Annotated in this window: 10 protein-coding genes; 8 read left to right on the plus strand and 2 right to left on the minus strand. The window is 65.0% G+C overall.

The window, feature by feature from the left end:
- Positions 1–66 precede the first annotated feature (66 nt).
- From glmU to sufU, 8 genes are all read left to right on the plus strand, one after another.
- Positions 67–1,560 carry a bifunctional UDP-N-acetylglucosamine diphosphorylase/glucosamine-1-phosphate N-acetyltransferase GlmU gene (gene glmU, locus J7E80_RS05590; protein ID WP_215050486.1) on the plus strand — a complete coding sequence of 498 codons (1,494 nt, stop codon included), beginning with the start codon at positions 67–69 and terminating at the stop codon, positions 1,558–1,560.
- Positions 1,557–2,537, plus strand: a complete 981-nt coding sequence (locus J7E80_RS05595; protein WP_215050487.1) for a ribose-phosphate diphosphokinase — start codon at positions 1,557–1,559, stop codon at positions 2,535–2,537. Before glmU ends, J7E80_RS05595 begins: the two co-directional genes overlap by 4 nt.
- Positions 2,538–2,830: 293 nt before the next feature.
- Complete coding sequence (locus J7E80_RS05600; RefSeq protein ID WP_215050488.1) at positions 2,831–3,430, plus strand: 50S ribosomal protein L25/general stress protein Ctc; 600 nt, start codon at positions 2,831–2,833, stop codon at positions 3,428–3,430.
- 95 nt (positions 3,431–3,525) lie between these two features.
- The gene (pth, locus tag J7E80_RS05605; RefSeq protein ID WP_215050489.1) at positions 3,526–4,110 is read left to right on the plus strand and encodes an aminoacyl-tRNA hydrolase; all 585 of its coding nucleotides are present in this window, start codon (positions 3,526–3,528) and stop codon (positions 4,108–4,110) included.
- A gap of 218 nt (positions 4,111–4,328) precedes the next feature.
- Positions 4,329–7,067, plus strand: coding sequence for a LuxR C-terminal-related transcriptional regulator (locus tag J7E80_RS05610; protein ID WP_215050490.1), 2,739 nt, complete (start codon positions 4,329–4,331; stop codon positions 7,065–7,067).
- A gap of 118 nt (positions 7,068–7,185) precedes the next feature.
- Complete coding sequence (locus J7E80_RS05615; RefSeq protein ID WP_251036489.1) at positions 7,186–9,846, plus strand: LuxR C-terminal-related transcriptional regulator; 2,661 nt, start codon at positions 7,186–7,188, stop codon at positions 9,844–9,846.
- A gap of 543 nt (positions 9,847–10,389) precedes the next feature.
- Positions 10,390–11,715, plus strand: a complete 1,326-nt coding sequence (locus tag J7E80_RS05620; protein WP_215050491.1) for a cysteine desulfurase — start codon at positions 10,390–10,392, stop codon at positions 11,713–11,715.
- A 31-nt stretch (positions 11,716–11,746) separates the two neighbouring features.
- The gene (gene sufU, locus J7E80_RS05625; protein ID WP_215050492.1) at positions 11,747–12,196 is read left to right on the plus strand and encodes a Fe-S cluster assembly sulfur transfer protein SufU; all 450 of its coding nucleotides are present in this window, start codon (positions 11,747–11,749) and stop codon (positions 12,194–12,196) included.
- A 49-nt stretch (positions 12,197–12,245) separates the two neighbouring features.
- Here the strand turns inward: sufU and J7E80_RS05630 are convergent, their stop codons facing one another.
- Entirely contained in the window at positions 12,246–12,467 is a 222-nt protein-coding gene (locus tag J7E80_RS05630; protein WP_215050493.1) for an SCO4848 family membrane protein, read from the minus strand.
- A 4-nt stretch (positions 12,468–12,471) separates the two neighbouring features.
- On the minus strand, positions 12,472–12,969 hold the full coding sequence (locus J7E80_RS05635; protein ID WP_215050494.1) for a DUF2505 domain-containing protein: 498 nt from the start codon (positions 12,967–12,969) through the stop codon (positions 12,472–12,474).
- Positions 12,970–12,980: the final 11 nt, after the last annotated feature.

The raw sequence follows: 12,980 nt of genomic DNA on the forward strand, positions 1-12,980 counted from the left end.
GGCCCGGACAACGCCGCGCATTGAGCCGCATTTAGTAGCGCGAAACCGAGCAAGGAGAGCCCGTACGTGAGCCCCGAGAAGTCCGGCCCAGCCGCCGTTATCGTCCTAGCTGCAGGTGCCGGTACCCGGATGAAGTCCCGTACTCCCAAGATTCTCCACGAAATCGGTGGCCGTTCCATGGTGGCGCACGCTCTGCTGGCAGCGCGCAGCATCGACCCCCAGCGCGTGGCCCTTGTGGTCCGTCACGAGCGTGACCGCGTCGCTGCCCACCTCAAGGAGCTTGATCCCGAGGCCCTGATTGTTGACCAGGACGATGTTCCCGGCACCGGACGGGCTGTGGAGGTCGCACTGGAGGCACTGGATGCCGTTGCTCCGCTCGAGGGAACCGTTGTGGTGACCTACGGCGACGTACCGCTGCTGACGGGCGAGATGCTGGCAGAACTTGTTTCCGCCCACGAGTCCGAGGGCAACGCTGTCACGGTCCTGACCGCACTGCTCGATGACGCCACCGGTTACGGCCGCATCCTCCGCGGAGCAGACGGAACGGTGACCGGCATCCGCGAGCACAAGGATGCCTCCCATGCGGAGCGCGAAATCCGGGAAATCAACTCCGGAATCTACGCTTTTGACGCAGCAGTGCTCCGGGACGCCCTCCAGCATGTCACCACCGACAACTCACAGGGAGAGAAGTACCTGACCGACGTCCTCGGACTGGCCCGCGAGGCTGGCGGCCGGGTAGCGGCCGTCGTCACGGAAGACCGCTGGCAGGTCGAAGGCGCCAACGACCGGGTGCAGCTCGCTGCCCTGGGCGCAGAGCACAACCGTCGCATCGTGGAAGGATGGATGCGCGCCGGTGTCACCGTGGTGGATCCTGCCACGACGTGGATCGACTCCACCGTCACCCTGGACGAAGACGTCCGGATCCTGCCCAACACGCAACTGCACGGCACCACCGCCGTGGCGAGGGACGCCGTCGTCGGTCCTGATTCGACCCTGACTGATGTGCGCATCGGCGAGGGGGCCAAGGTGACCCGCACCCACGGTTCCGGAGCGGACATCGGCGCAGGTGCCACAGTCGGCCCGTTCACGTACCTCCGCCCCGGCACCGTCCTTGGGGAGACCGGCAAGATCGGCGCCTTCTACGAAACCAAGAACGTGACCATCGGCCGCGGATCCAAGCTGTCCCACCTCGGCTACGCCGGGGACGCCGAAATCGGCGAGGACACCAACATCGGCTGCGGCAACATCACCGCCAATTACGACGGCGAGAAGAAGCACCGCACGGTGATCGGCTCTGGCGTCCGCACCGGCTCCAATACAGTTTTCGTCGCTCCTGTCACGGTGGGGGACGGTGCCTACAGCGGCGCCGGGGCCGTGATCCGCAAGGACGTTCCCGCAGGGGCCCTGGCGCTGTCCATGACCACGCAGCGCAACTCGGAGGGGTGGGTCATCGCCAACCGTCCGGGTTCGGTGTCGGCGGCATTGGCTGCGGCAGCCGGCGAAGCCCGCACTGACACCCCAAGTTCCCCGGCATCTACAGAAGAGGGCAAGCAACCATGACCGAAATTACGGCTCGCGGCGAAAAGAAGCTGGTGCTCGCCGCAGGGCGTGCGCACCCGGAGCTTGCCCGGGAAATCGCCAAGGAGCTAGGCACGGAGCTGCTGCCCGTGGATGCCTACGATTTCGCGAACGGTGAGATCTATGTCCGTGCAGGTGAGAGCGTCCGCGGAACAGACGCCTTCGTCATCCAGGCCCATCCGGCACCCCTGAACAACCACCTGATGGAACAGCTGATCATGATCGATTCGCTGAAGCGGGCCTCCGCCAAGCGGATTACTGTGGTTTCGCCGTTCTATCCGTATTCGCGCCAGGACAAGAAAGGCCGCGGCCGCGAGCCGATCTCGGCACGTCTTGTCGCAGACCTTTACAAGACTGCGGGCGCCGACCGCATCATGAGCGTCGACCTGCACACCTCGCAGATCCAGGGCTTCTTCGACGGCCCGGTTGACCACCTCATGGCCATTCCGCTGCTTGCCGACTACATCCGCACACGCGTAGCGGCGGACAACATCACCGTTGTGTCGCCGGATACCGGCCGCGTCCGCGTGGCCGAACAGTGGGCTGAGCGCCTCGGCGGCGCCCCGCTCGCCTTCGTGCACAAGAGCCGCGACCTCACTGTTCCCAACCAGGCCGTCTCCAAGACCGTGGTGGGCCAGATCGACGGACGCACCTGTGTCCTTATCGATGACATGATCGATACCGGCGGCACGATATCCGGTGCGGTCCAGGTGCTCAAGAACGCCGGCGCCAAGGACGTCATCATCGCCGCGACGCACGCAGTCTTCTCCGATCCGGCAGCCCGCCGGCTTTCCGAGTCGGGCGCCCGTGAAGTCGTGGTCACTGACACGCTGCCCATCCCGGCCGCCAAGCGCTTCCCCGAGCTCACGGTGCTCTCCATCGCACCGCTGATTGCCCGCGCCATCCGCGAAGTGTTCGACGACGGTTCGGTCACCAGCCTGTTCGACGGCAACGCCTGACCACCGCTGATTGAGCTTGCCAAGCCTGGGGGTAGGCAAGCTTAATCGCTGGCCCCTGAGTCCTCTCACGCCCCGTTTTCAGGAATGGGACCCGGCGCTGGTAAGATTTTCCCGATACCTTGGCGAGGGAGAGCACCGGAAAACCGTATGCACGGGCAACCGGACCGCTGGTCTCCGTTATCGACTGGGTCTGAACCTCCCTTCTGGAAGGGCCGCCTCCGGGCCGCCCGGCGTTGAAGGTCGCTCCAGACCTCCGCCCTTGCTGAACACCGAAAAGCCACCAGGAGATACACATGTCTGAGCAGAAGCTCGCAGCAGAAGTACGCACCGAATTCGGCAAGGGCTTTGCCCGCCGTGCCCGCATGGCCGGCCAGATCCCCGCCGTCATCTACGGCCACGGCGCAGAGCCCATCCACATCACGCTTCCGGCCAAGGCCACCACCCTGGCCGTGCGCACCGCCAACGCCCTGCTGTCCCTCGACATCAACGGTGACGGCCACCTTGCCCTCGTCAAGGACATCCAGCGCGACCCGATCAAGCAGATCATCGAGCACATCGACCTCCTGACCGTCCGCCAGGGCGAGAAGGTCACCGTGGACGTCCCCGTTCACCTCGTCGGCGAGCTGGCCCCGGGCAACGCCTACAACCAGGAAATGACCGTCATCTCCCTCGAAGCCGAGGCAACGCACCTGCCGACCGCCATCGAGGTCGACATCGAAGGCCGTTCCGCCGGCCAGCACATCCACGCTTCCGACCTCGTGCTGCCCCAGGGCTCCGTCCTGCTGGCTGACGCCGACGCCCTCGTCGTCAACATCTCCGAGGCCACCGAGGTCTCCGCGGAAGAGGCTTCCGAGGAAGCCACCGCCCAGGCATCCGAGGCTGCTGCCGAGTAATAACGGCTCCTCTTCCGCGCCGGCTTACCGCAGTACAGCAGTGGCCGGGTCCTTTTGGGCCCGGCCACTGCCGTCCCCGCTAATAGGATTGATCCATGACTGACACCTGGCTGATCGTAGGACTTGGAAACCCCGGCTCCGAGTACAGCCGCAACCGGCACAACGTCGGCCAGATGGTCCTCGATGAACTCGCCGCGCGAATCGGTGGAAACTTCAAGGCCCACAAATCCCGGGCCCAGATCCTCGAGGGCCGGCTGGAAATCGGGGGCCCCCGCCTCGTACTGGCTAAACCTGCCACCTACATGAACGTCTCGGGCGGTCCGGTCTCCGCACTCTCCAGGTTCTATGATGTTGAACCATCCCGCATTGTGGCCGTCCATGACGAGATCGACATTCCCTTTAATACGGTGAAGCTGAAGATCGGCGGCGGTGAAGGCGGCCATAACGGTCTTCGGGACATCTCCAAAGCTCTCGCCACCAAGGACTATCTTCGTGTCCGGGTGGGGGTCGGCAGGCCGCCCGGTCGAATGGACACCGCAGATTATGTTCTCCATGACTTCGCTCCGGCCGAGAAGAAGGAACTGCCCTTCCTGCTCGACGACGCCGCCGACGCGGTGGAGCTGCTGATCCGTGATGGCCTTACCGCGGCCCAGCAGCGGTTCCATCCGGCCAGGGTGTGACGGGTCCCTACTCTTGCCTCGTCGGAAATAACTGGAATTTCCTCGGCGTGGCGCTGCTCTAAATCCTGAGAATTGATAATCCGTATGCCATTTATGGAACGCGATGAAATGTGAATGGAATGCCCTGTTTTATGGCGGGGGTGACGGGGTAGTCTGTCTCCTAAGCGGGGGAGGCGATGGGGCCTTGATCCTGCAAAGCGGGATGTAAGGAAAAGTTCATGTCAAATGAGCCACTGAGCTGGGGACGTGGGTCTACGGCGGGCGTGCTGGCGGGGCCAGCGTCAGCTGCCGGCGGAACGGACCTTCAACGATGGTCAGTCCCGGCGCGCAGCGCAGACCTGGAGGCTATCCGCAATGCCCTGACGGATCCCGATTCGCTTGGTGTCGTTATCACCGGGCCACGCGGCGTGGGAAAATCCTCGCTCGCCCGCACCGCTGTGGCAGAACTCGGCCCTGATGTCTGGGCCCTCCAGCTCCGCAGTCCGCTGAGCGGCTCGCGGACCTCGTATGGGTGCCTGGCCTTCCTCCTGGCGCGGTTGCCGCAGGCGGCGATGGGATCTCCGACCGCCATCCTCCAAGGCATCACGTCCCTTATCAAGAGCGACGCCGCCGGCAGGGAATGCATCATCACCCTGGACACCACGGGCATGATCGATGACATGAGCGCCGGCGTGCTCCTGAACATCATGCTCACGCGCACCGCGCGGATCATTGCGATTGCCCCTGGCACCAGCGACCTCCCGGCAGACTTCCATTGGCTGCTCACGGACCGCCGCCTCACTGAGGTGCGGCTGGAAAACCTTAATGAACTGCAGACCAGGCAAGTGCTGCTGACCCTGCTGGGCCACCGGGTGTCCGCCTCACTGGTCAGCACGTTCCATGCCATCGTTGGCGGTAACCCGTTGCTGCTCAAGGCACTCGTCACGGAGCAGCAGCAGTCCGGAAACCTCGTCCTGTCAGATTCTGTGTGGACCCTCCGGGACAAGGTGGTCCTCGACGGTGCAACGGGCCTTGACGATATTGTCCGCTCCCGCTGGTCCCGGGAATCTCCGGAAAGCCGCGAGGTCATGGAGATGCTCTCCTGCGCACGCAGGGTGCCCCTTTCGCGGCTGACCGACTTGTACGGCACCGACATCGTGGCGGATATGGAAGACGCCGGACTGCTGAAGGTGGGGGCCACCGAATCCCGCTGGGTTTCCCTGCGGGAGCAGTACCTCGGGGATGTTGTCCGGTCCTGGTTGAGCATCTCCCGGCGGCGGGAGCTCAGGAGCCAGCTGCTGGGCGACAGGGAACCGGAAATTTCGCAACTGACCCTGGAAGAGCGCATCGAATTTGCCTCGTGGACGCGTGAATGCCAGGCCGAACTGAGCCCGCCCATGGCAGTGGCCGCGGCCGAAGCAGCTGTGCAGCTGTTTGATCCACGCTTCGCCCTCAGCTGCCTTGAGGGAATCAAAAGAACCGATGCGGAGTGGGTAGCGGCACAACACCACAAGGCCGCTGCCTACCTGCTGCTGGACCTGCCATTGCAGGCCATGGATGCCCTCGACGACATCTCGCAGCCGCAGCTGGACGAGCTCCGCGCCGAGGACTTCGCCAGCCTCGTGGCCGCGAAGAGCAGAGTCATGATGTGGCTGCCGGAGCAGTGCGACAAAGTGCCGGCGGAGATCGCCAGCGCCCGGCAGCGTTTGGGCGTGGAGCCCGGCATGGCGGCCAGTTGGCCTGATGCCCTGGGCGCGGCTGCCAACGTCGTTACGCTGGCAGAGTTTGAATACCGGTCCTTCATCGGCGACTACATAACGATGATTCCGGCCCTGGAGGAAGCAGCCGATCCGGCGATCAACAAGGACACCGGGTTCCGCATCCAGGCCGCCCTGATCCTGATGCACGCACTGTCCTCAACCGGCAGGGAAATGGATGCCCTCCAGCTGATGCGGAGGGTCGGCGGCCAGCTGTCGGATGCTGGCCCCATGACCGGGCTGCGCGAAATGTTCTCCATGACGGCCTTCTCCGTGCTGCTCCAGGCAGGGCAGTGGCGGCGGTGCCTGGATCTCGTCGGCCCGCCCAAGGGGCACGAAGAACGCCGCCTGGCCCACCGGACGTCGGCGATGGAGCTGGCCACCGGAATCGCGTATGTCTACTCGGGCCGCGGCGCCGTGGCCCTCGATTCGCTGCTATCCGCCGTCGCTCAGCTGGAGCTCCGCCCGGTCGTGAACATGCTCCAGGCCGCCTATGCCGCCACAGCGTTCGCCTATGCACAAATCGGCAACGCCGGCCAGGCCCACAAATATCTCGACAAGCTGCACGGCGCACGCGGGCACTGTAGTTTCCGTACCAGGGTCATTACGGACTTCTGCGCCGACATGGCAGGGCGGTGGCTGGGAGACACCGACGCCACGAAGCGGCTGCTGGATGCAGCCCGCCGCGACATCGCTGCAGGGCGGTACACGCTGGCCGGGATCAGCCTGCTTGGTGCCACCGTCAACGGAACCGATGCCGACTTCCGCTTGATGGAGGAGGTCGCCGGCCACCGGCAGGGAAAGCTGGCCGAGATTTCCCGCCTGGTGGCCGTGGGCAGCCGTACCAAGGATGCAAAGGTGCTTTTGGAGGGGGCACACCTCGCAGCAGAGCTCGAACTTGATGCAGTGGAGGCACGATGCGTTGCCCTTGCGGTGGACTTTGCAAGGCATGCCGGGGATTCCGCGTCTGCCCGGGTCGCCCAGGCGAGGCTGGATAGCCTCACGGCGACTGTTCCCAGCCTGCCGATCGTTCCCAGCAGCGGCAGCCCGCTTCTGACAGCACGGGAACGCCAGATCTCCCGTCTGGCCGGGCGTGGTGTGTCCAACAAGGACATCGCCCTGGAAATGGGTGTCTCCGTCCGGACCGTGGAAGGCCACCTTTACCAGGTCTTCACGAAGCTCGGCGTTACTTCCAGGGGTGATCTGCCTGGACTCGTCTAACGGCCGCACCCAGAAGCCGGAACCGGAAAGTGACCACCGGCAGCTTACCGGGCGGCGTGAGGTAATAGACCACGTCTGCAGCACAATCCGCAGCCGTGCAAACCAGGCTGTGTTCCTCATGGCCGGGCCCGGGCTAGGGAAGTCGTCCCTGACGGACGCTGTCAGCGAGAAGATGGCCTCCGAATTGACCATCCTCCGGATCCATGGCAGCTCTTCACTCGCCAAGGTCCCCTACGGGGTGCTCGCCCCCTTCACTGCCGACCTGCCGCCAGAAGAAGCAGATTCACCGGTGGCAGTGCTCAGGGCCGTGTGGAAATACTTTCAGGAGCTCAAGGCGGGCAAGGACGTGCCCTTGCTCCTCGTTGTTGATGACGCCCACCACCTCGATGAAGCCACCGCGAACATGGTGGTGGACATGATGTCAGCTGGATGGGCCAGCGTGCTGGCAGCGGGACGTCCACGGCCCGGACTCCCGCAGGCGCTGAATCAGCTGTGGTATGACGGACAGGCTGAACGGATCGACCTCCGTCCGCTCAATGGTGACCAGGTGACGGAAGTCGTGGAGCACGCCCTCCACGGGACGGTCCCTGCCAACACAGTGCAGTCGCTTTGGTCTGCTTCGGGCGGCAACCCCATGCTCCTGAACTGCCTGCTGGGGGACGCCGTCGAAGCGGGCCTCCTTGCCAAGCGGAACGGTATCTGGCTGCTTCTGGGGCCCCTGCCCGCTGACGGCCCCAGACTTTCTGATGTGGTTGTTAAAGACCTCCTTCGCAGAACGCCGGAGGAACAGGACGCGCTGCGGCTCATCGCTTTGGCTGAACCAGTAGGCCGCGGCCTCATCGAGGACGTGTGCGGGGGCGCGGTGGTCCGGTCGCTCCTGGACCACCAGTTGGTCAGCGAGTCCAGCGGCAGGCACAGTCAATTGCGGATCTGGCACCCCATCCTGGGGGAATCCATGAGGCATCAAGTGTCGGTGTCCCGAAGCCTGCAGCTGCGGCAGAAGCTGAACGACTACCTCGACGCGCAGACGGCCGGGGCCGAAGGCAGGTTGCGGATGGTCGAGTGGTCGCTGGAATGCGGCTTGGAAGTGCCCGACCCCGACCTGCTGGACGCCGCCTTGCTTGCGGTGACAATGTTCAACAACTCCGGCGCGAGGCTCATGGCCGGACATGTCCGGGCGCCTGAGCTGCAGGCACACGCCGAGTCGATCTCCGCGAGGGCACTCTTCAACGAAGGGAAGTACCGCGAGGCTGCGACTCTCCTGGACAGCTGCTGGCTGGAGCTGGCCTCGGACCCGGAAGCCCCGCACATCCTCATGCTCAGGGCGTCGGCGCATCTGGCGCTCGGAAAATCAGCCGAGATGCTCCGCGCCGAGTCACGCCACCAGCTGACAGACGCCGGGCACGACGCCGCGGCTTCCTGGCAGGACAAAATCCACCACTTGCTGGAAATGGCCGAAGCCGGTGATCACGAGGGGATCGGGACGGTGATTTCGGCCCTGCGGGAGCGCAGGGCCCATGATGGTGAGGGGGAGACCCTGTCCTCCCATGCCCAGCACCTTCCCGCTGGAGAGGCAGCGACCGGATCCGGAGGGCCGGGACCGGTGAGGTCCCGGGGCGAGGCCCGTGCGTCCATCGTGAACGAAGCCACTCATGCCGTGGCTCATGCACTGCTCGCACAGGTCCTCGTGTCGGCAGGGCTGGCCCATCAGGCGCATTCCGCCGCCCTGGCCGCAGCCCCGGCTCTGCCGGCACTCCAGGGCGGCCTCTACTTCTTCAACGAGTTTGTCCTGACGCGCCTTGTTTCGGCCTCCCTCGCGGCCGGCAACTGGGAATCGGCGGAACACGAGCTGTCCAGCCACCCAGCGGAGGGGAATGCTGGGGCCGCCACGTTTGGCGGCGGAATCCAGATGCTACGCGGTCTGGGTTTCCTCCGCCAGGGACAGCTGGAACGTGCCTACCAGGTTCTTCTGCCCGCAGTTGAAGCCCTCCGCATCAACGATCCGCTCCAGCAGTTCCGGTTCGGCTCGGCGCTCGCCTTCTATGCGGCCGCGCGGCTGGGGGACGGCGCGCAGGCCCAGCGCCTCGAACAGGATCTGATTGCAGCACGGCATGCCACCGGCCCTGGATCCGAACTTCTCGCTGAAGGGTATGCCGCCGCGGCGGCCGAATACTTGGACCGCAAGGGCAGCGGCCTTGCCAAGCTGCGCGAGTTGGCGGCGTCTGAGCCTGTTGCCGTGCAGCCGGGCATCAGGATGGAATGCCTCATTCTTTGTTCCGATCTCGGCGACCGCACAGTGATTGCCGAAATCGCTGCCCTTGCCGACGCCGTGGAGGGCCGGTGGGCGGCAGGGTGGCACCAGCTCGCCCAGGCCTGGGCCACCGAGGACGCCGACCTACTCATGGAAACCGCCGCCGCCCTGGAAGAAGCGGGGCTGGTCAACCTGGCCCGGGAGGGCTACGCCCGGGCGGGCGCGATCCTCGACGGGGCGGGTGAACGGCGCCGTGCCCGGCAGGCCGTGGCTCACCGCGAGAAATGTGACCAGGAGCTTGGCGAACGGTTCCGCGAAAGCCCGTTCGTCGCCTCCGTCCCCAGCGTCCACCTGACCCGCCGTGAGCGGGACATCGTGGAGCTGGCAGTCCAGGGACTGTCTGACCGCGAGATCGCCCAGCAGCTGATGGTGTCGGTGAGGACTGTGGAAGGGCATCTGTACCGCAGCTACGTCAAGCTCGGCGTGCGCCGGCGGGACGAGCTAGCCCTAGCCCTGCCGAAGAAGTAGCCCTGCTGAAGAAGTAGCCCCTACGTGAGTAGGTGCCGCTCCGGCGCCCCCGCAACCCTTACCGCCGTCGGATGTGCCGTTCCCGGGACGCCCGGCACCGCCTTGAGAGCGACGTTCAGCACCGCCTTGAGAACGCTGTCCGCACCGCCTTAACGGCTGTGAACGGCTGATATTCCGGGCCTTCCATCCGCGGACAGGGCCACCTGCGAAAACCAGTAGTGAATTACCTGAAAAAACAAGTACACGGTACTCGTGCTGTAGGTCCCAGTACGCGATTAACTATTACTGGCAGCAGAAATGACGGACTACTCCCTCAGAGAAGCTGCCACCAAGCTTCCAAGGTCTCGCACTTGCATTCCGGCCCCCAGGGTCCGGGTTGAGGCGGGGCCGGCGACGTCAGAGCCTTCTGAGACCGAGGCTCTCCCCCCAGCCGTCGCCGGCCCTCATATGTGGTGAAACAGGGCGGTCCTTCAGGCGGAAGGGCCGCCTTTCGTGCGCTGTGGGACAATTGAGAGGTACCTCAAGGCATCCCAAGGAGTCCCATTGGCCGTAGTATCAACGCCAACCACGCTGGCGCGTGCCCTTCCCGCTCTGGATAATGCCGAAGTCCTGCGGATCCGGAACGACTTTCCTGTCCTGGACCAGCTGGTCAACGGCCGTCCGCTCGTTTATTTGGACTCAGGGGCCACATCACAGAATCCGTTGAGCGTGATCGAGGCCGAGCAGGAATTCTACGAGCAGCGGAACGCAGCCGTACACCGCGGCGCCCACCACCTTGCCGTCGAAGCCACTGAGGTATTCGAGGACGCACGGCAGACCATCGCCGATTTCGTCGGTGCACAGTACGAGGAAATTGTCTGGACGTCCAACGCCACCGAAGGCCTGAACCTCATCAGCTATGCGCTGTCCAATGCTGGCCTGTGGGCTGCGCAGGGACGCGGCGATGCGCGGCTGCGGGACCTCGGGCTCGGCCCGGGGGACGAGATCGTCGTCACCGAAATGGAGCATCACGCGAACCTGATTCCTTGGCAGGAACTGGCCTACAGGACCGGTGCCACGCTCCGCTACATACCGATCGAAGACTTTGGAAACCTTCGGCTGGACCAGGCCGCGGAAATCGTGGGCGAGCGCACCCGGCTGTTCGCTTTCACCCATGCGTCCAACGTGCTCGGCACGATCAACCCGGTGCAGGAGCTTGTCGCGATTGCCCGCCGGGCCGGCGCCCTCGTGGTGTTGGATGCGTGCCAGTCCGCGCCGCACCTGGCCCTCGACGTCAAGCAGCTGGATGTCGACTTTGCCGTATTTTCCGGCCATAAGATGCTAGGTCCGACCGGCATCGGCGTGCTTTACGGCAAGCAGGAGCTCCTGGACGTGCTGCCTCCCTTCCTGACCGGCGGTTCCATGATCACCACCGTGACGATGGAGCGCGCTGAGTATCTGCCTGCGCCGCAAAGGTTCGAGGCCGGAACACAAAAAATTTCTCAAGCCGTGGCGCTGGCGGCCGCCGTCAATTACCTGACCGAGACCGGCATGGACCGCGTCCACCGCTGGGAGTCGGAACTGGGCCAGCGCATGGTGGCGGGCCTTGAAGCGATTGACGGTATCCGGGTGCTTGGACCGGCCGCGGGCCAGGACCGGATCGGGCTCGCAGCATTCGACGTCGCGGGCGTCCACGCTCACGACGTCGGCCAGTTCCTGGACGCGCGCGGGATCGCTGTCCGCGTCGGCCACCACTGCGCCCAGCCGCTGCACCGGCGCCTTGGCCTGACGGCCACCACGCGGGCCAGCGCCTATCTCTACAACACCACCGACGACGTCGACGAATTCCTGGACGCAGTGTCCGGAGTCCGCGCCTACTTCCGCGCGTAGTGCCGGAATCCATGAAGACAGGTACCGCAGCATGAGCCTCGACCAGCTTTACCAGCAGATCATTCTGGACCATTCCAAGGCCCGCCACGGCAGCGGCCTGTCCGAAACGGCAGCACCGGAGGGCGCGTCTACTGGCCTGTCGCACCAGCTGAATCCCGTGTGCGGCGATGAAGTCACCCTGCGGGTCGCCGTGGAACGCGGCACCGTGGCGCAGCTGGCTTGGGACGGCGCCGGGTGCTCGATCTCCATGGCATCGGCCTCCGTCCTGAGCGAGATGGCCGAAGGCATGTCCGTGGACGAGTTGCGCTCGGTGATCAGCAACTTCCGGGAGGTCCTCCGCTCGCGTGGAAAGGTCCACGCGGATCCTGAGGTGCTCGGCGATGCTGCCGCCTTCGAAGGGGTGGCCCGCTATGCGGCGCGGGTGAAGTGCGCCATGATCTCCTGGGTCGCAGCGGAGGACGCGCTCAACCAGGCGGCCTAGCTCCATCCGCCTCCGTGGAAGCCAGGAAACCGGGCCGCCCTCATGAGACTCAGCCCAGGAGGGCGGCCATCCCGATCCCCGCCGTGGCGGCGCCCAAGACCATGGACACCGCCACCAACACCACATGGACGGTGAGGAACTTGGTGGCCTTGCCGGCGTCGTCCCGGGCCCGCGGGTCCCTCATCACCCGGCGCAGGAACTGCGGCCAGACAATGAGTGACCAGAAACCCGAGATGACCAGGATCCAGGCCAGGACGGCGGGGATTTCCATGACCTTAGTGGCTTTCGAGCCAGGCCTGCGCCTGCTGGGACTGGATGTTCAGGGCCTTGCCGACCATCGGCTCGGCGGCGTCGGCGATCTTGCTGCCCAGGAACGGGACGGAAGAGGAGACGTTGCCCTCGAGCTCAACCCGGGTGCTGCCGCCGTCAGCCACGAGCCGCTGAACTGCCGTGACATCAAGGGGCGCGCCGGTGATCTTGAGGGAGATGTTGCTCTGGCGGGAACCGTCGGCGGCAGGGGCGTCCCAGTTCTCCACCTGGGTCACCTTCAGGGTTTCACCCACGAACTTGCGGGCGATTTCCGGCAACCGGGTGGTGGGCAAGGTGCGGACGGACGTGGTGCTGAAGGCACCGGCAACGTCCCCGACCACGGTGAAGGACTCAAGGCTGCCTCCCACAAGTTCGCTGGTATGCCGCTGGAAGTCTTCGTTGGTGAACACCGCCGCCACGCTGTCGACGCCGTGGGGAAGGGTAGTGGATGCACTCAGTGCCATGGATCCTCCAT

Source organism: Arthrobacter sp. ISL-28, assembly GCF_018613875.1.
Classification (GTDB): Bacteria; Actinomycetota; Actinomycetes; order Actinomycetales; family Micrococcaceae; genus Arthrobacter.

Bases quoted from the DNA above. Each gene is read 5' to 3' on its own strand.
- J7E80_RS05595 (WP_215050487.1), top strand. From the start codon at position 1,557: ATGACCGAAATTACGGCTCGCGGCGAAAAGAAGCTGGTGCTCGCCGCA.
- J7E80_RS05600 (WP_215050488.1), top strand. From the start codon at position 2,831: ATGTCTGAGCAGAAGCTCGCAGCAGAAGTACGCACCGAATTCGGCAAG.
- J7E80_RS05630 (WP_215050493.1), bottom strand. From the start codon at position 12,467: ATGGAAATCCCCGCCGTCCTGGCCTGGATCCTGGTCATCTCGGGTTTC.
- pth (WP_215050489.1), top strand. From the start codon at position 3,526: ATGACTGACACCTGGCTGATCGTAGGACTTGGAAACCCCGGCTCCGAG.
- J7E80_RS05615 (WP_251036489.1), top strand. From the start codon at position 7,186: ATGGCCGGGCCCGGGCTAGGGAAGTCGTCCCTGACGGACGCTGTCAGC.
- J7E80_RS05610 (WP_215050490.1), top strand. From the start codon at position 4,329: ATGTCAAATGAGCCACTGAGCTGGGGACGTGGGTCTACGGCGGGCGTG.
- J7E80_RS05635 (WP_215050494.1), bottom strand. From the start codon at position 12,969: ATGGCACTGAGTGCATCCACTACCCTTCCCCACGGCGTCGACAGCGTG.
- sufU (WP_215050492.1), top strand. From the start codon at position 11,747: ATGAGCCTCGACCAGCTTTACCAGCAGATCATTCTGGACCATTCCAAG.